The sequence below is a fragment of the Marinobacter sp. RI1 genome, assembly GCF_041155085.1.
GTDB classification, from domain to species: Bacteria; Pseudomonadota; Gammaproteobacteria; order Pseudomonadales; family Oleiphilaceae; genus Marinobacter; species Marinobacter nauticus.
The window spans coordinates 2,631,963-2,648,776 of record NZ_AP031605.1 but is presented as its reverse complement, the minus strand read 5'-3'; the positions used below and the strand labels follow the sequence as shown (position 1 = coordinate 2,648,776).

The window sequence follows — 16,814 nt, the reverse complement described above, 5'->3', positions numbered from 1 at the left end:
GGTTTTATGTCCGGATTACTTGCAACCACATTCCTTGAACTTTTGGGCCTGAACCCAGTCGCAGGAGCATGATGCGAAATTCTTTAAACGCCCGTTGGCGACGATGGATCAATCGCCGAATTCCGAGAGCAGACAGCCAGACCCTCAGCCAGAAGAACATCTTCATTCTGCCCACCGCGGCCGGCGTGGTGTACGGCTTGTTGCTGTTGGTCATGCTGATTACCGGGATCAATTACCAGAACAGCCTTATCTATCTGCTTACGTTTATTCTCGGAGCCTTGTTTGTGGGAGCCATGCACCAGACCCACAGAAATCTGTCCGGTCTTTCTGTTGCCCTGGTCCGTCCCGGTGAAGGTCGGGCGGGTGACGACATTCCGTTTGTGCTGCGGGTGACTGCAGGTAAGGATCCAGGCCTTGGCCTGAGCCTGTCGGTTGAGGATTCATCGGTTGAGAGCGTGCATGTTTCGGCGGGGGAATCCCGGGACGTGTTGCTGCCAGTGCCGTCTGCCCATCGCGGCTATCTTCGTCCGGATCGGATCCGTATCGAAACCCGTTTTCCGTTCGGGCTGTTAAAGGCCTGGTCATGGTTGCGTCCTTCGTCTGCCGGAGTGGCCTTTCCCAGGCCCCTACCGGCACCCGATGCTGCCGGGACCGTGCAGGATGGTAGCGAAGCCGCGTCGTCTGCGCCTGTGGCCGGCCAGGACAATGCCGACCTTCGTTCCTGGCGTGAAGGCGATATGAGTCAGCGGGTCATGTGGAAACGCTTTGCCCGCACAGGCCAGATGATTGTGGCCGACTGGCAGGGCGAGCAAGGCAGTCCGCACTGGCTGGATTTCCAGGCGTTTCCTGGCGTTGATGCCGAGTTGCGGCTGAGTTATCTGGCCTGGATGGTGGCGGACCGGGTACAGAAGAATGCAAGGTTTGGTCTCAGTTTGCCCGGCGATACCATAGAGCCGGATAGTGGTTCACTGCATGGAGAGCGTTGTCTGCGTGCGCTAGCGGTGTGGGGCGAACAACCGCCGAGGGATCCAGATGGTCAGCCTTTTGGTACCCGTCAGGCCGAGAATGCGAAAGCGGGAGTATCTGGATGATATTGACCATAGCCAGAGTTTTCTCCGCAAAACCGGCAGAACAGGCGCCCATCGAAGCCATCCCCGGTAACGCGCTTTTGTGGTTGATTGCCAGTTTTGCACTGCTCCTGGTTCCCCAATGGGATCGCCTGCCCTGGTGGCTCATCGCGGCCTGCGCTGTGCTGGCAAGCTGGCGCTGGTTGGCACAAAAGGGCCGGGTGAAACTGCCAGGGCGGCTGCTGCGCACAGGAATCATGGTGACTTTGATTGGTGTTTATGCGGCCACCGTGCAGGGGCGATTCACCGTGGATACCGCCGCGTCGTTCTTTGTGTTGGCCGTTGGGTTGAAATGGCTCGAAACCCGGTCCGCCAGGGATTTCTATGTGCTGTTTTTTATTCAGGTTTATCTTGCGGCCGTGAACTTCCTGTTCAAACAGGACATTGCCTGGGCATTGCTGACGTTCGCCGCCATTGGGTGCCTGATGGTGGGCCTTCAGATTCTCAATGCACCGGATCTACCCGGCAGCCTGAGGGCTGGCTGGAAGCGCCTGGGTTTGCTGCTACTGAAAACCCTGCCAGTGGTTGTCCTGCTGTTTGTCTTTTTCCCACGTATGGCGCCACTCTGGAGTGTTCCGTTGGTGTCCGGCCAGGCCCGCAGCGGGATTTCGGATACCATGCGACCAGGCGATATTTCCAATCTGGCCCAGAGTAGTGAAAGGGCGTTCCGGGTAACCTTCGGGGGCGAGTCGCCACCATATCGGGAGCGTTACTGGCGGGGTTTGATTCTCGACTATCTGGATGATGAAACCTGGCGCCAGAGCGACCCCGACGGTTTCCGGCGGCCAGCCAGGGTAGACAACGACGGTGGTGTCGGGCCGTTGCGAAGTAATGAATACGATATCCTGCTGGAGCCAACAGACCAGCGGTGGGCGTTTGCTCTTGATAACTCGGTAGCAGTCTCGGGCAACGTGGTAAGTACGCCGGAGGATTTGTTCCGCTTTCAGCGCCCCGCCGACAGCCCGGTGCGTTATCGCCTGGCCCGGGTTTCCGCTGTGCCAGCGCCGGCTGAAGCCCTTTCCCCGGCAGAAACTCGGCGCTATCTCCAGCTTCCTCCATCCGGGAACCCCCGGGCCCGGGAGCTGGCACGAGAACTGTCTCAAGATCTGTCCCATTGGGAAGTCGTCAACACGTTGCTCCGCCGTTTTCGGGAGCAAGCCTATTTCTATACGTTGCGCCCGCCCACCATGCCAGACGACAGTGTTGACGCGCTGTTGTTTGATGAAAAACGGGGCTTTTGTGCTCACTATGCCGGTGCGGCGACCTTTGTCTTCCGGGCAGCCGGGATTCCTGCCCGAATTGTGGTCGGCTATCAGGGCGGCGACGCCGGGGCGGGCGGAGATTACCTCATTGTCCGTCAGTACGATGCCCACGCCTGGGTGGAGGTGTGGCTGGAAGGCCAGGGCTGGGTGAGGGTGGACCCGACAGCTGCCATTGCGCCAAGCAGGATTGAATCCGGATTGCGGGATGCGGTGGCCGATGAGGGCTCGTTCCTGGAAAATGATTTGACCTCGCCGCAGCGCTACGGTGATGTCGCGATCCTGCAATGGGCGTCGCTCCAGCTCGATCGAATCAATTATCACTGGCAGCGATGGGTGGTAGGTTACCAGGGGCAGAGTCAGATGGATCTGATGTCCCGGTTGCCGGGCAATTTCGGGCTCAAGGAACTTGGCTACCTGACGGCTGGAGTGGTTGGCTTCACCTTGCTGATCGCAGGGGTTGTCTCGGCTCTTTCGATTCGCCGCGGCGCCCGTAAGGATGCTTTCGGTCGGGTGGTTTTGGCCTGGCATCGGCTGTGCGAAAAGGTGGGCGTGCCGGTCCGTACCGGTGAAACCCCCACGACGCTGGCAGAACGCCTGTCGGAGGCGCGCCCGGAAGTTGAATCGTCCGCCCGCCTCTTTGCCCGGGCGGTAAACAGCCATTACTATATGGCCTCAACGCAGGAAGCTTCCGTGCGCGAAGCGCGCAGGCTTACCCGGCTACTGAAAACGATGAAACGACAGCTCCGTCGTAAATCTGAACCCGCTTCACGGACGCCCCGACATGACTGATATCGCGAAGGACATGCCCTGGCTCGGCCGCGCCTGGACAGCGGTACAACAGCGCCTTGCCCAGGACCGCCTGCCTCATGCTCTGCTGGTGGTTGGTGAGCAGGGTGTCGGGAAAAGGGCGTGGGCAGACGCCGTCGCGGGGCTGCTGTTGTGCGACCAGCCGGTCGGGCTTGACATCGGTGCACCGGTAGCCTGTGGTCAGTGCCGCCAGTGTCAGTTGATTGCGGCGAACAGTCATCCCGATGTCCGGGTGTACGCACCGGAGAAGTCCCGGATGGTAAAGGTGGACCAGATTCGCGCGCTGTCGACGTTTGCCGTGGCGTCGCCCCAGGTTGCCCACCGCAAGGTGGCCATTGTCGACCGGGCGGACCAGCTCAACATCAACGCCGCCAATGCCCTGCTGAAAACCCTGGAAGAGCCCTTACCGGATGTGACTCTGTTGCTGCTTCAGGAAAGCGGGCGGCCGGTACTTCCCACCATAAGATCCCGCTGCCAGGCCCTGACCATACCGTTACCTGATGCCGAGGATGCCGGGCGATGGCTGTCTGCTAGGGTATCCGAGTTGGATGAATCGGCCCGTCCGTCACCAGACACTCTGGCCAAAAGCCTGATGCTGGCGGGTAATGCCCCCAGGCTGGCGCTGGAGTATGCCACCGGTGAGTTTCTTCCACAGAGGGATGAGGCTTTTGAAGCATTTCGGCAGTTCATGAAAGGCCAGATGACGGTGGGGGATGCCGCCCGCCGCTTCAAAACGCTGGGGCTGGACGATACATTATGGTTGTTTGAAAGCTGGGCTGCCGACCTGGCTCGGTGCAGTGCCGGGGGCGAGGTTCAGGACCCGGAGGCGGCAGACATGTTGGGCTATCTGGCCAGATCCAACCCTCCGTGGCGCGCTCATCAGTTGCTGGACCGGGTTCGGGAAAGCCGGAGTGCGGGCGTATATAATGCCAGCCCGGAGCTTGAAGCCACCCAGCTTCTACTGGCCTGGCGGGAGTTGATGCCCCGGAAGCGGCAGACAACGTGAGCGTTGTTCAGGATCAACTGCTATCATTGCGAAATATCAGTAAATTTGCGTAAAAGGTATTTGATATGGGGCCCGGATTCGGAGCACGCAGCGGTATTCTAACCCTGACGATCAAGGACAAGGCGGTTCTCTATGCGGCGTACATGCCCTATATCCGTCAGGGAGGCCTGTTTATTCCTACTCAGAAACAATATCAGTTGGGCGATGAGGTATTTCTGCTGCTTAACCTGATGGATGAGCCGGAGAAAATTCCGGTAGCTGGCAAAGTCATCTGGATTACCCCCAAGGGCGCTCAGGGAAACCGTGCCGCAGGCATCGGCGTCCAGTTCAATGGCGATGACGAAACCGCCCGCACCAAGATTGAATCCTACCTGGCCGGCTCGCTGAGTTCCGATCGTCCCACCCACACCATGTAAGGCCGCTACCGAATGACGGAGACCTCGTTACCCGGTAGCGTTCCAGAACCACAGGCCGGTTGCCATGAAATGCACTGGCCCCTGGATAACATGACTCTTTCGGGTCTGACCTGGCCGAACTCCAGCGAGGAAAGCTCTCGACCACCGGCTATCCTTCTGCACGGCTGGCTCGACAACGCCATGTCCTTTGCCCGACTGGCGCCGTTGTTGGCCGAGAACACCACGGTACATGCGGTGGATATGGCAGGACACGGACACTCGGGCCACCGGCCGCCGGGTTACAGCTATTGGCTGATGGACTACGTCGGGGATCTATCCGAACTGGTGGAACGGCATTTTCCTGAAAGCGAACGTTACCCTCTGGATCTTGTGGGGCATTCTCTCGGCGGGATTGTCTGCGCACTTTACGCCGCCGCATTCCCGGAACGGGTGCGCAGACTGGTGATGATTGACAGTCTGGGCGCGCTCAGTCGGCCAGCACGTGAGACGATCCCCCAGTTGCGGCGGGCACTACAGAAACGCAGGGCTGGTTCGGCTGCTCCGGCGGTCTATCCGGATATTCAGAGCGCGGCCCGAATTCGTGAGGGCGGGCTGAGCCCCCTGAGCCCCGAGGCGGCAAGAACGCTGGTGCCCAGAAACATGCGCATGGAAACTGGCGGGTTTATATGGCGCACGGATGCCCGTTTACGCCACCCGACACCGCTGATGATGACCGAAGAACAGGTCAGGGCGTCTTTGTCGGCCATCCAGACACCCACTTTATTCGTAAGGGCAGAAGAAGGGTTGCTGGTTTCCCGCGGTGGGCTCGATAGTCGTGCCGGTCTGGTCTCCAACCTTGAAACAGTCGATGTGCCCGGTGGGCATCATTGTCATCTTGACGGGGACGTGACTCCCGTTGCCGAAGCGATTAACAGGTTTCTTGCATGATTGATCGTGGTATTTGTTCGATGGTCGGTGCGCTGGCCGGCCTTATGTTGTTATGTTTGTCCATTCCTGCAATGGCGGCGTGGCTTGAAGACCCGCCAGCCCCTTTTCCGCAATCAACGCTTGAATCCACGGTCGAGATACAGTCTGCTGGCCACCTGGTGCTTTTTAGTCCGGTTCGGGAAATTCGTGATGAAATCCGGTCCGAGTCCATGGCTCGCTTGCCGGTGCAGGGTCAGGGTCAGCTGTTTCAAATCTCTCGTGACTCCACACGTCAGGCTGCGAGGGCTCATTACTACCAGCAGTTATCTGAAGGTGGCGCGAAAATCCTGTTTGAGTGTGCAGGCATCGCCTGTGGCCGGAGTAATGTCTGGGCCAACCAGATCTTCCAGCAGTCTCGTCTTCTGGGAAGGGATGCCACCCAGGATTACCTTGTTGCCGCCACAACGGCAGACGACGGGCAGCAGTGGTTGACCCTTGTTTACACGGTGACAAGAGGCAACCTGCGGGAGTATGTCTGGGTCGAGCATCTGAATGTTGGTTTCGGTGCGGCCATTCCCGGGTATACCATTGGAGCTGGCCCGATTCAGGGGCCTTTGGTGATCCCCTGGTCCGGCGGAGTGACGTTTCGTTTTGAGTGGTCAGCGGATGATCGGCGAACCCTGAATGACTGGGCTGGCGATGATGCGGAAGTGGTGCTGGCCTCGTTCACCGATCTCGAGCAGGACGAGCCGATCGAAGCGGCTTTGGAGCGCTCTCGCGCTGCGGCCGAAAGCCTGGCCGCGCTGCTGGGCAAGACGGGTATTTCGCTGAGTCAGATACGCATTGTTCCGGTTGGGCCGGCCGTCCCGATGAATGACCCGACTCGGCAGGGTAACCGGGTTGAGGTGCTGGTTATCAAGAGGTAAGGAAATGGCAGAAAAGGATAGCCCGGAAAAGGAAGCGTCAGGCGGAACCGCAGCCGCGCAGGACGGCGTCACGTCGGTAGTGACCAGTTCTGGTATTTCTGCGGCGTCAGCGCCGGCCAGTACCGAGCGCATGGAGCCATTGCCTGGCAAGGGCAAAACCGTTGCACTCACCCTTGGTAGCGGCGGCGCCCGTGGCTATGCCCACATCGGTGCGATTGAAGTCCTTCAGGAGCGTGGTTACGAGATCGTTGCCATCTCCGGCTGCTCCATGGGCGCCCTGATCGGTGGCATGTACGGTGCCGGTAAGATGAAAGACTACAAGGACTGGGTGACCGGGCTCGGCCAGTTTGATGTTTTGCGATTGCTGGATGTGACCTTCACTTCTGTCGGCGCTATTCGTGGAGAGAAAGTCTTTTCTGTGGTGCGGGATATTCTGGGCGATACGCGTATTGAGGATCTGCCCATTGCTTACACCGCCGTGGCAACCGATCTGCTGGCCCACAAGGAGATCTGGTTTCAGGAGGGCCCGCTGGATCAGGCTATCCGCGCCTCCATTGCCATACCCAGCGTGGTGACGCCTCTGGTGCTCAACGGCCGGGTATTGGTGGATGGCGCACTGCTCAATCCATTGCCTATTATTCCCACCATCTCAGCCCATGCAGATCTGGTAATGGCCGTTAACCTGAGCGGTGAGGATGACCAACAAAGGCGCATTCCAGACGCTGTGTTTGCTCCGGAAGAAACCAGTAGCGATATGGAGGAATGGGTCGATGCCATTCGCGAAAAGGCGTCCCGCTGGTTTGATTGGGATACCCTGAAAACGCTGGGTTCCCGAAAACCGGAAAGTGGCGAGTCGCCGGAACAGAAAATAAGCCGGGAAATGGCAAAGAAAACAGCACCCGAGAAAAAGCGTGAAGACGAATCGGGGCGGTCCAGGCATCGTGACGAGCACGAGACCATTGACTGGGACAAGCTGGGCATTGGCAAATTCGACGTAATGAACCTGACCATCGAGACCATGCAAAGCGCGTTAGTGCAGTACAAGATTGCCGGCTACCCACCGGATCTGTTGGTTAACATTCCCAAAAATGCCTGCAGAAGCTACGACTATCACAAGGCCCCGGAGCTGATACAACTGGGCCGGGAGCGGATGTTGGCCGCCCTGGACCGGTTTGAACAAAGCCGCAGCAGCTCCGGCCCGCTGGCTCTCTGAGCCACAAGAGCTGCAGCCCGCGCCGCAATGCGCGTATAATGCCGCGCACCATTAGCCAGACCAGGAAGCTAAGTTTTGACCAGTCCCGTTGACGACCTGCACTCCATCCGTGACCTGCTTCGGTTCACGGTTTCCCGTTTTGCGGCTTCGCCAATCTACTTTGGCCATGGCACTGATAACGTCTGGGATGAGGCCGTTCAGCTGGTATTGCGCAGCCTGCATCTGCCGCTGGAAAATAACAATCTGTTCCTGGATGCGCGACTGACACGTTCAGAGCGGGAACTGATTCTTGAGCGCGTAGAGCGTCGGGTCAACGAGCGTATTCCGATTGCTTACCTGCTTGGCGAAGCCTGGTTTATGGGGATGCCGTTCAACGTTGATGAGCGCGTTCTGGTTCCCCGTTCGCCGATTGGCGAGCTGCTGGAGAACGGTCTTCAGCCCTGGTTGGGCGCTACGCAGGTTCAACGAATTCTGGATTTGTGTACTGGCAGCGGCTGTATCGGTATTGGCGCGGCGACGGTTTTTGACGAGGCGGAAGTGGATCTGTCTGATGTTTCGGCGGATGCCCTCGCCGTAGCTGAGTCCAATATTGAACTTCATGGACTGGAGGGTCGCGTACGCGCGATTCAGTCGGATGTTTTCGACAACATTGAAGGTCGCTACGACGTAATCGTCAGTAATCCGCCTTATGTGGATGCGGAAGACCTTGCAGACATGCCGGCCGAGTATCACCATGAGCCCGAACTGGGCCTGGCTGCCGGAGACGATGGGCTGGACATTGCCCACCGCATAGTTGCCCAGGCTGCCGATTACCTCACCGACGACGGACTCCTGATTGTGGAGGTTGGCAACTCCTGGGGTGCCATGGATGATGCCTACCCGGATTTGCCGTTAACCTGGCTGGAATTCGAGAACGGCGGCGATGGCGTATTCCTGGTCACTGCCCTGGATCTGCGTGAATGGCAGGCCCGAAAAAGCTAAGATCGTAAATTACAAAACCTGTATAAAGTGCTGAATTATGTCGGGAAATACATTCGGAAAGCTGTTCACCGTCACCACCTTTGGTGAAAGTCACGGCGCGGCCCTGGGCTGCATTATCGACGGTTGCCCTCCGGGCCTGGAGCTGTCAGAAGAGGATATGCAGCGGGACCTGGATCGCCGCAAACCCGGTACTTCCCGGCATACGACCCAGCGTCGTGAGGCGGACGAGGTTCGGATTCTGTCTGGTGTGTTTGAGGGCAAAACCACGGGCACACCGATTGGTCTGATTATCGAAAACACCGACCAGCGTTCCAAGGACTATTCCAAGATTGCTGCCCAGTTCCGCCCGGCCCACGCAGACTACACCTATCACCACAAGTACGGTGCCCGGGATTATCGTGGGGGTGGCCGCTCTTCCGCCAGGGAAACCGCCATGCGGGTTGCTGCCGGCGCCGTCGCCCGGAAGTTTCTTGAGCAGCGTCTCGGGATCAAAGTTCGGGGTTATCTTTCCCAGTTAGGGCCGATCAAGGCAGACAAGCTGGATTGGGAGCAGGTTCACCAGAATCCGTTCTTTTGTCCGGATGCAGACAAGGTCTCCGAAATGGAAGCCTACATGGATGCTTTGCGTAAGGAAGGGGATTCGATTGGCGCCCGCATCAATGTGGTTGCGGAGGGGGTTCCTCCAGGCCTCGGTGAGCCGATTTTTGATCGTCTGGATGCCGATCTTGCCCACGCCCTGATGAGCATCAACGCGGTCAAGGGTGTGGAGATCGGTGCCGGTTTTGATTGCATCGAGCAGAAAGGAACAGAACACCGGGATGAGATGACGCCAGAAGGCTTCCTTTCCAATAATGCCGGTGGTGTTTTGGGCGGCATTTCCTCCGGCCAGCCGATTGTTGCCAGTATTGCACTAAAGCCAACATCAAGCTTGCGCCTGCCCGGCAAGGGCATTGATGTAGACGGCAATCCGGTGGAGGTGATCACCACTGGTCGGCACGACCCGTGTGTAGGTATCCGCGCGACGCCCATCGCCGAGGCCATGATGGCGATCGTCCTGATGGACCATTACCTGCGTCATCGCGGCCAGAACGGCGATGTAGAAGTCACCACGCCGGTCCTCGGCCAGCTCTGATCCAGGGGAGGCGCTACCATCTACTGGCGGCTGTCGAACCTCTATTTCTGGTTTTTCGCCCTCCTTGGAGGGCTTTTGCCCTATTGGTCCCTCTATCTTGAGGGGCAGGGCTACTCCTATCTCCAGATCGCCACATTGATGGCGACCATCCAGCTAACCAAGATCGTTGCACCCAGCGTTTGGGGTTACATCGGTGACCGGACCGGCCAGCGGGTCCGCCTGGTGCGATTTGGTGCTATTTTCGGCTCGCTGTTTTTCGCCGGCGTGTTTCTGGAACCCGGATTCTACGGTCTGTTGCTGGTCATGCTGGTGTTCACTTTTTTCTGGAACGCCATTTTGCCGCTGTATGAAGTCATTACCCTGCGGGTACTCGGCAAGCACCGGGACAAGTACGGCAAGGTTCGTCTTTGGGGCTCTGTAGGATTTATCGGAGCAGTGGCTCTGATCGGCGGGCTACTGGAACTGGTGGAGATTCAGTACTTGCCGTGGCTGTTATTGCCGGTATTCGCAGGGATTGCCGTCTCGGCATTTCTGGTACCTTCCGAGCGTGGTGAGCGCAAGCAGCAATCCGCACCTGTCGGTAGCCTGAAAGCAATTGTCACTCATCCGGCTGTGATTGCTTTTTTCGCGATGAATTTTCTGCTTCAGGTATCACATGGTGCCTACTACACCTTCTTCAGTATCCACCTGGAACAGCATGGATACGGCAAGCTGGCTATCGGGTTGCTGTGGTCACTCGGAGTCATCGCAGAGATAGGCTTGTTTCTGATTATGCACAGACTATCCCGGCGTTTTAGTGTACGGCAGGTGGTGCTGGGGGCGCTGGTTCTGACGATGATCCGCTGGGGCCTGATTGCCGAGCTTACGTCGGTATTGCCGGTACTGATCTTTGCCCAACTGCTGCATGCGGCTTCTTACGGCGCGTTGCATGCGGTATCCGTCCAATACATTCAGGGCTTTTTCGGTAAACACCATCATGGCCAGGGTCAGGCTCTATACAGTGGCCTGACCTTCGGCGCCGGCGGGGCGCTCGGTGCATGGTTATCCGGGTTCCTGGTGGATGGTTTCAGTACCTCCGCGGCGTTCTGGGGTGGTGCCGCCGCAATGGCCCTTGCGATTATCGTGACCTGGCGGGGCTTGCGGCCGCCGCCGGAACCCCAGCTAGCTCATTGACCGGACTCTGGTCGCGTTTCTTCCTCTTCCACTATCTGCAGCATTGCCTGTGCGGCACTGCCCAGTTGTCGTCGGGACAGTGCCACGGCACCCAGAACCCGGGTAACAGGGTGGGGCACTTCAAGCACTTTCAGGCTGTTATCGAGCATGCTGACCGGCAAAATGCTCCACCCAAGGCCAACGCTTACCATCATTTTGATGGTTTCCAGATAGTTGGTTGGCATGAGGGGTTTCAGGGTGAGGTTGGCTTCCAGGAACAGACGGCTGACCACCCGGTAGGTGGCGGTACTGGTATCCGGTAGCAGCGCCGGGTGTGGAGCGAGGTCAGAAAGCGAAGGGCTCGCCAGTGTTGCGAGAGGGTGTTCTTTCCCAACCACGAAGGCCATTGGGTCTGGCCACTGGGCAAGGATGGAGAATTCCGGATTCATGCTGTCGCTGAGGGTCACAAAGGCCAGTTCTGCGTTGCGTTTGTTCATCTGGTCGTAGGCGGCATCGGATTCCATGAATTGCAGATGCAGATCCACTTGAGGGTATTCCCGACGGTAGCGGCGCAGCCAGTTGGGCAGGTGGTGCAGGCCAATGTGGTGGCTGGCGATGGCGTGGAGTTCGCCTCCGATGCTGTCGGCGCTGGTGGTCAGGGCCATGCGGGCGTTGTGGATTTCGTCGAGGATTTTGCGGGCATGGGGGAGGAGTCTTGTGCCGGCTTCGGTCAGGCGGATTTCCCGGTTGCTGCGGTCGATCAGTCGGGTGTCCAGTTGGGTTTCCAGGGCGGCCAGGCGTTTGCTGATGGCTGGCTGTGTCAGGTGCAGGGTTTCAGCGGCTTCTGAGAAGGAGCCCTGGTCGACGATTGTCAGGAATGCTTTCAGGGAGTTTGCGTCCATAGTTGCTGCTCCAATTGATGGGTGGATTCCACGTTGGTGCAGAGATCAGATTCAGGAACCCCCTCCCAAAAACCGCTACAAGCACCCGCAAGCGGGTCCAGCCAGCAATCATAGATTGCTGGCGTTCGGCGGCGCATGAAGCTTCGCTTCATAAACGCTTGCCTCACCCATGTGCGCTTCTCTCCGGCCATCCATGGCCTCCGACATTTTTGGGAGGGGCTCCTGTAGCTACTCGCCAAGCCGTGGTGCGTGTGTTCGAAAGACTCCACGAAAGACTTTGGGGCGCAAACGGGTGGGAAGAGCTTTTCAAAACCGTTGAGGGCCAAGGACGGCCCGAAACGAGCCCACAGGGATGTGCTTGTAGGCGTGTTTTGAAAAGCTCTTCCCACCCGTTTGTGACCTGCACCAAGTTTGATATCTACTATCGTCGATAACCAAGTGGAATGCAAAGAATAAAAAACATGAATTGAGGTTATTCGTGGCGCAGGGGTATGATGTCACCATTCGAAGCAGAAACAGAAACCCCCAGAGAGTGAGAGAGAATCATGGCGGGCAAGACTTTATACGACAAATTGTGGGACGACCATTTGGTCAAGCAGCGGGACGATGGTTCCGCGTTGATTTACATTGATCGTCAATTGCTGCACGAAGTGACATCACCTCAGGCCTTTGAAGGCCTTCGTCTGGCTGGCCGCAAGCCTTGGCGGATTGATGCCAACATCGCCACGCCGGATCATAACGTACCGACCACGGATCGTGACAAAGGCATCGACGGGATTGTGGACCCGGTCTCCCGAACCCAGGTGGAGACGCTGGACAAGAACTGTGACGAGTTCGGGATTCTCGAATTCAAGATCAAGGATCAGCGTCAGGGTATCGTGCACGTGATTGGGCCGGAGCAGGGTGCGACGTTGCCGGGCATGAGCATTGTCTGCGGTGATTCTCATACTTCTACTCACGGCGCTTTTGGCTGTCTGGCTCATGGTATCGGCACGTCTGAAGTGGAGCATGTTCTGGCGACCCAGTGCCTGGTCCAGAAGAAGATGAAGAACATGCTGGTAAAGGTGAACGGCAAGCTGGGCGCGGGTGTGACCGGCAAGGATGTGGTTCTGGCGATCATCGGCAAGATTGGTACTGCCGGTGGTACCGGTTACGCCATTGAATTTGGTGGCGAGGCGATCCGTGGTTTGAGCATGGAAGGCAGGATGACCATTTGTAATATGTCCATCGAAGCCGGTGCCCGGGTGGGTATGGTGGCAGTGGATGACACCACCATCGAGTATGTCAAAGGTCGTCCTTTTTCTCCCAAGGGTGAGACCTGGGACAAGGCGGTTGAATACTGGCGCACACTCCACAGCGACGATGACGCGGTGTTCGACAAAGTGGTTGAGCTTGACGGTTCCGCCATTCAGCCTCAGGTGAGCTGGGGCACGTCGCCGGAGATGGTGGTTGGTGTAGAGGGCGCGGTGCCGGATCCTGCGAAGGAAGAGGATCCCATCAAGCGCGAGGGAATCGTCCGCGCGTTGAAGTACATGGGCCTTCAGCCGAATCAGAAGATTACCGATATCAAGCTGGATCGCGTGTTTATCGGTTCATGCACCAACAGCCGGATTGAGGATCTGCGGGAAGCTGCGGCGGTGGTTAAGGGCCGTAAGGTGGCTGCCAGCCTCAAACAGGCGATGGTGGTTCCGGGTTCCGGTCTGGTAAAAGCCCAGGCGGAGCAGGAAGGTCTCGACAAGGTCTTTATCGAGGCGGGTCTGGAGTGGCGTGATCCGGGTTGTTCCATGTGTCTGGCCATGAACGCCGACAAGTTGGGGCAGGGCGAGCATTGCGCGTCTACCTCCAACCGGAACTTCGAAGGTCGTCAGGGCTTTGGTGGGCGGACTCACCTGGTGAGCCCGGCTATGGCCGCCGCGGCAGCGGTGACTGGCCACTTCGTTGATGTCCGTGAATTGATGAACTGAGCCACAGGAGAGAGACCATGCGAGCATTTACGCAACACCAGGGCATTGTTGCCCCCATGGACCGTTCCAATGTGGACACGGACATGATCATTCCCAAGCAGTTTTTGAAGTCCATCAAGCGCACGGGCTTTGGCCCGAACCTGTTCGATGAGCTGCGTTATCTGGATGAAGGCAAGCCGGATCAGGATTGCTCCAACCGCCCCCTGAATCCGGACTTTGTGCTGAATCAGGATCGCTACAAAAACGCCAGCGTGTTGCTGGCGCGGACCAATTTTGGCTGTGGTTCGAGTCGTGAGCACGCGCCATGGGCGCTGGATGATTTCGGTTTCCGGGTGATTATTGCTCCGAGTTTTGCTGATATTTTCTACAACAACTGCTTTAAGAATGGACTTTTACCCATTGTTTTAGATGAAAAAGTGGTTGATAAGCTGTTCCGGGAAACCGAAGAGAATGAAGGCTATCAGCTGACGGTCGATCTCGAAGCGAAAACGGTGACGACGCCCGGTGGCGAGTCGTTCAGTTTTGAGGTGGACGATTTCCGTCGTCATTGCCTGCTGAACGGTCTGGACGACATTGGCGTGACCCTGGAAGATGCGGATACCATTCGCGCTTATGAAGAATCCCGGCGCAAGACCGCTCCCTGGTTGTTTAATACTGGAAACTGATTAACAAGGAATTGGATTATGTCCCGTAATGTATTGCTCCTGCCGGGCGACGGCATTGGTCCGGAGATTGTGGCAGAAGCGGAGAAGGTTCTGCATAAGGTAAATGACCAGTTCGGTCTGGGTCTGAGTTTTGAGTCTGCTCTCGTTGGTGGTGCGGCGATTGATGAAACCGATACGCCGCTGCCTGAAGAAACCCTGGAGAAGGCCCTTAAGGCCGATGCGATTCTGCTGGGGGCCGTAGGCGGCCCTAAGTGGGACAGTCTGCCGATGGCGAAGCGTCCGGAGAAGGGGCTGCTGGGGCTTCGCTCCAATCTTGAGCTGTTCGCCAACCTGCGTCCGGCCATTCTGTATCCGCAGCTGGCGTCTGCCTCGTCTCTCAAACCGGAAGTGGTTTCAGGGCTGGATATTCTGATCGTGCGCGAGCTGACCGGTGGTATCTATTTTGGTCAGCCTCGCGGCGTGCGTGAACTGGAAAGCGGTGAGCGCCAGGGCTACAACACCTACCAGTACACCGAGTCCGAGATTCGGCGTATTGGACGGGTTGCCTTTGAGGCGGCCCAGCAGCGGGGCAAGAAGTTGTGTTCGGTTGACAAGGCCAACGTGCTGGAAGTGACCGTGCTGTGGCGGGAAATCATGGAAGACCTTAAGCGGGAATATCCTGATGTGGAGCTTTCCCATATGTACGTGGATAACGCTGCCATGCAGCTGGTCCGTGCGCCGAAGCAATTCGACGTGATTGTGACTGGCAACATGTTTGGTGATATTCTTTCTGACGAAGCGGCAATGCTCACCGGTTCTATCGGCATGCTTCCCTCAGCGTCACTGAATTCCGACAAGCAGGGTATGTATGAGCCGTGTCACGGCTCGGCGCCGGATATTGCCGGGCAGGGCGTTGCCAACCCGCTGGCTACCATCCTCAGTGCTGCAATGATGTTGCGTTACAGCCTGAATGAGGAGAAAGCTGCCCTGGCCATCGAGGCGGCGGTCAGCAAGGTGCTGGACCAGGGGCTGCGTACCGCCGACATTATGTCGGAAGGCGGTCAGAAGGTATCTACCCGCGACATGGGTGAAGCGGTTCTGAACGCGCTTTAACGCACCACTGGTTTACTTAATCGAGACCCGACAACGGCAGGATGCAGCCGTTGCGGGATCATCCATCCTGTCCCTGCCAGCGATAACGGTAGAGGGTGGGCATAAAACGAGGTTCAAAGGTCGCACATGAAGCGAGTTGGACTTGTAGGTTGGCGTGGCATGGTGGGCTCGGTCCTCATGCAGCGCATGCGCGAAGAAAATGATTTTGCCGACATCGATCCGGTGTTTTTTACCACTTCCCAGGCAGGGAAGCCGTCCCCGGACGTAGGCAAAGACGGCGTTCCACCACTGCAGGACGCGTTCGATATCGACATCCTCAAGGGAATGGATGTGATCGTTACCTGTCAGGGCGGCGATTACACCACCGAGGTTTACCAGAAGCTGCGTGATGCAGGCTGGGACGGTTACTGGATTGATGCGGCATCCACCCTGCGTATGGTCGATCACTCTGTGATCGTGCTGGATCCGGTTAACCGAAACGTGATCGATGCGGCCCTGGATAAGGGCGTAAAGGATTATATCGGCGGTAACTGCACCGTGAGCCTGATGATGCTGGCCCTGGGTGGCCTGCTGGAGCAGGATCTGATCGAGTGGGTGTCTCCGATGACGTACCAGGCAGCGTCCGGTTCTGGTGCCCAGAATATGCGGGAACTGTTGAACCAGATGGGCACGCTGAATGAGAGCGTCAAATCTGAGCTGGCTGATCCGTCTTCCGCCATCCTCGAAATCGATCGCAAGGTGACCGATACCATGCGTTCCGGCGATTTTCCTACCGAGCATTTTGGTGTGCCGCTGGCGGGCAGTCTGATTCCGTTTATCGACAAGCAGCTCGATAACGGCATGAGCAAGGAAGAGTGGAAAGCGGGCGTCGAGACCAACAAGATTCTGGGTCGTAGTGACAATCCGATCCCTATCGATGGTATCTGCGTGCGGATTGGCGCCATGCGCTCCCACAGTCAGGCGCTGACCATCAAGCTGAAGAAAGATCTGTCGGTTTCCGAAATCGAAGGCATTCTGGCCAAGGCCAACGACTGGGTAAAGGTCATTCCCAATGATCGCGATGCCACCATGCAGGAGCTCACTCCGGCGAAAGTAACCGGCACATTGAGCATTCCGATTGGTCGTATTCGCAAGTTGTCTATGGGGCCAGAATACATTTCCGCTTTCACAGTGGGTGACCAGTTGCTGTGGGGTGCTGCAGAACCGCTGCGTCGGATGCTGCGAATCCTTCAGGAACGTTAAAAAGTGTTACACAGCGGTAAT

Annotated in this window: 15 protein-coding genes; 14 read left to right on the top strand and 1 reads right to left on the bottom strand. The window is 57.6% G+C overall.

The window, feature by feature from the left end:
- Nucleotides 1–68 precede the first annotated feature (68 nt).
- The 10 genes from ACAM27_RS11930 (at nucleotide 69) to ACAM27_RS11885 (ending at nucleotide 10,949) form a co-directional block, all read left to right on the top strand.
- Nucleotides 69–1,091 (top strand): DUF58 domain-containing protein, encoded by a 1,023-nt coding sequence (locus ACAM27_RS11930; RefSeq protein WP_369612015.1) that lies wholly within the window; start codon nucleotides 69–71, stop codon nucleotides 1,089–1,091.
- Nucleotides 1,088–3,178 carry a DUF3488 and DUF4129 domain-containing transglutaminase family protein gene (locus tag ACAM27_RS11925; protein WP_369612014.1) on the top strand — a complete coding sequence of 697 codons (2,091 nt, stop codon included), beginning with the start codon at nucleotides 1,088–1,090 and terminating at the stop codon, nucleotides 3,176–3,178. Before ACAM27_RS11930 ends, ACAM27_RS11925 begins: the two co-directional genes overlap by 4 nt.
- Nucleotides 3,171–4,202 carry a DNA polymerase III subunit delta' gene (gene holB / locus ACAM27_RS11920; RefSeq protein WP_369612013.1) on the top strand — a complete coding sequence of 344 codons (1,032 nt, stop codon included), beginning with the start codon at nucleotides 3,171–3,173 and terminating at the stop codon, nucleotides 4,200–4,202. Before ACAM27_RS11925 ends, holB begins: the two co-directional genes overlap by 8 nt.
- Nucleotides 4,203–4,267: 65 nt before the next feature.
- Nucleotides 4,268–4,618 carry a PilZ domain-containing protein gene (locus ACAM27_RS11915; protein WP_008171779.1) on the top strand — a complete coding sequence of 117 codons (351 nt, stop codon included), beginning with the start codon at nucleotides 4,268–4,270 and terminating at the stop codon, nucleotides 4,616–4,618.
- A 12-nt stretch (nucleotides 4,619–4,630) separates the two neighbouring features.
- Nucleotides 4,631–5,545: an alpha/beta fold hydrolase gene (locus tag ACAM27_RS11910; protein ID WP_369612012.1), complete on the top strand. Its 915-nt coding sequence runs from the start codon at nucleotides 4,631–4,633 to the stop codon at nucleotides 5,543–5,545.
- Nucleotides 5,542–6,450 carry a DUF4892 domain-containing protein gene (locus tag ACAM27_RS11905; RefSeq protein ID WP_369612011.1) on the top strand — a complete coding sequence of 303 codons (909 nt, stop codon included), beginning with the start codon at nucleotides 5,542–5,544 and terminating at the stop codon, nucleotides 6,448–6,450. The genes ACAM27_RS11910 and ACAM27_RS11905 overlap by 4 nt, the downstream gene beginning before the upstream one ends.
- Nucleotides 6,451–6,454: 4 nt before the next feature.
- Nucleotides 6,455–7,663, top strand: coding sequence for a patatin-like phospholipase family protein (locus ACAM27_RS11900; RefSeq protein ID WP_369612010.1), 1,209 nt, complete (start codon nucleotides 6,455–6,457; stop codon nucleotides 7,661–7,663).
- A 75-nt stretch (nucleotides 7,664–7,738) separates the two neighbouring features.
- A complete protein-coding gene (gene prmB, locus ACAM27_RS11895) occupies nucleotides 7,739–8,644 on the top strand; it encodes a 50S ribosomal protein L3 N(5)-glutamine methyltransferase (RefSeq protein ID WP_369612009.1) in 906 nt (301 codons plus the stop codon).
- 37 nt (nucleotides 8,645–8,681) lie between these two features.
- Entirely contained in the window at nucleotides 8,682–9,776 is a 1,095-nt protein-coding gene (gene aroC, locus ACAM27_RS11890) for a chorismate synthase (RefSeq protein WP_121206582.1), read from the top strand.
- Between the two features lie 18 nt (nucleotides 9,777–9,794).
- Complete coding sequence (locus ACAM27_RS11885) at nucleotides 9,795–10,949, top strand: MFS transporter (protein ID WP_369612882.1); 1,155 nt, start codon at nucleotides 9,795–9,797, stop codon at nucleotides 10,947–10,949.
- On the opposite strand, the gene ACAM27_RS11880 is transcribed toward ACAM27_RS11885, so the two are convergent.
- The gene (locus ACAM27_RS11880) at nucleotides 10,943–11,830 is read right to left on the bottom strand and encodes a LysR family transcriptional regulator (RefSeq protein ID WP_226610810.1); all 888 of its coding nucleotides are present in this window, start codon (nucleotides 11,828–11,830) and stop codon (nucleotides 10,943–10,945) included. The two genes, ACAM27_RS11885 and ACAM27_RS11880, sit on opposite strands and share 7 nt — an antisense overlap.
- Before the next feature lie 545 nt (nucleotides 11,831–12,375).
- On the opposite strand from ACAM27_RS11880, the gene leuC reads away from it, so the two are divergent.
- The 4 genes from leuC (at nucleotide 12,376) to asd (ending at nucleotide 16,793) form a co-directional block, all read left to right on the top strand.
- Complete coding sequence (gene leuC, locus ACAM27_RS11875; protein WP_011785051.1) at nucleotides 12,376–13,794, top strand: 3-isopropylmalate dehydratase large subunit; 1,419 nt, start codon at nucleotides 12,376–12,378, stop codon at nucleotides 13,792–13,794.
- Between the two features lie 17 nt (nucleotides 13,795–13,811).
- On the top strand, nucleotides 13,812–14,459 hold the full coding sequence (leuD, locus tag ACAM27_RS11870) for a 3-isopropylmalate dehydratase small subunit (RefSeq protein ID WP_183578477.1): 648 nt from the start codon (nucleotides 13,812–13,814) through the stop codon (nucleotides 14,457–14,459).
- 18 nt (nucleotides 14,460–14,477) lie between these two features.
- Nucleotides 14,478–15,551, top strand: a complete 1,074-nt coding sequence (gene leuB / locus ACAM27_RS11865) for a 3-isopropylmalate dehydrogenase (protein ID WP_369612008.1) — start codon at nucleotides 14,478–14,480, stop codon at nucleotides 15,549–15,551.
- Nucleotides 15,552–15,677: 126 nt separating this feature from the next.
- Nucleotides 15,678–16,793: an aspartate-semialdehyde dehydrogenase gene (gene asd, locus ACAM27_RS11860; RefSeq protein WP_369612007.1), complete on the top strand. Its 1,116-nt coding sequence runs from the start codon at nucleotides 15,678–15,680 to the stop codon at nucleotides 16,791–16,793.
- The last annotated feature ends 21 nt before the right edge of the window (nucleotides 16,794–16,814 follow it).

Coding starts and splice junctions, on each gene's coding strand:
- ACAM27_RS11880 (WP_226610810.1), bottom strand. CDS start 11,830: ATGGACGCAAACTCCCTGAAAGCATTCCTGACAATCGTCGACCAGGGC.
- ACAM27_RS11900 (WP_369612010.1), top strand. CDS start 6,455: ATGGCAGAAAAGGATAGCCCGGAAAAGGAAGCGTCAGGCGGAACCGCA.
- ACAM27_RS11915 (WP_008171779.1), top strand. CDS start 4,268: ATGGGGCCCGGATTCGGAGCACGCAGCGGTATTCTAACCCTGACGATC.
- leuB (WP_369612008.1), top strand. CDS start 14,478: ATGTCCCGTAATGTATTGCTCCTGCCGGGCGACGGCATTGGTCCGGAG.
- ACAM27_RS11910 (WP_369612012.1), top strand. CDS start 4,631: ATGACGGAGACCTCGTTACCCGGTAGCGTTCCAGAACCACAGGCCGGT.
- ACAM27_RS11925 (WP_369612014.1), top strand. CDS start 1,088: ATGATATTGACCATAGCCAGAGTTTTCTCCGCAAAACCGGCAGAACAG.
- aroC (WP_121206582.1), top strand. CDS start 8,682: ATGTCGGGAAATACATTCGGAAAGCTGTTCACCGTCACCACCTTTGGT.
- asd (WP_369612007.1), top strand. CDS start 15,678: ATGAAGCGAGTTGGACTTGTAGGTTGGCGTGGCATGGTGGGCTCGGTC.
- leuC (WP_011785051.1), top strand. CDS start 12,376: ATGGCGGGCAAGACTTTATACGACAAATTGTGGGACGACCATTTGGTC.
- ACAM27_RS11905 (WP_369612011.1), top strand. CDS start 5,542: ATGATTGATCGTGGTATTTGTTCGATGGTCGGTGCGCTGGCCGGCCTT.
- ACAM27_RS11930 (WP_369612015.1), top strand. CDS start 69: ATGATGCGAAATTCTTTAAACGCCCGTTGGCGACGATGGATCAATCGC.
- leuD (WP_183578477.1), top strand. CDS start 13,812: ATGCGAGCATTTACGCAACACCAGGGCATTGTTGCCCCCATGGACCGT.
- holB (WP_369612013.1), top strand. CDS start 3,171: ATGACTGATATCGCGAAGGACATGCCCTGGCTCGGCCGCGCCTGGACA.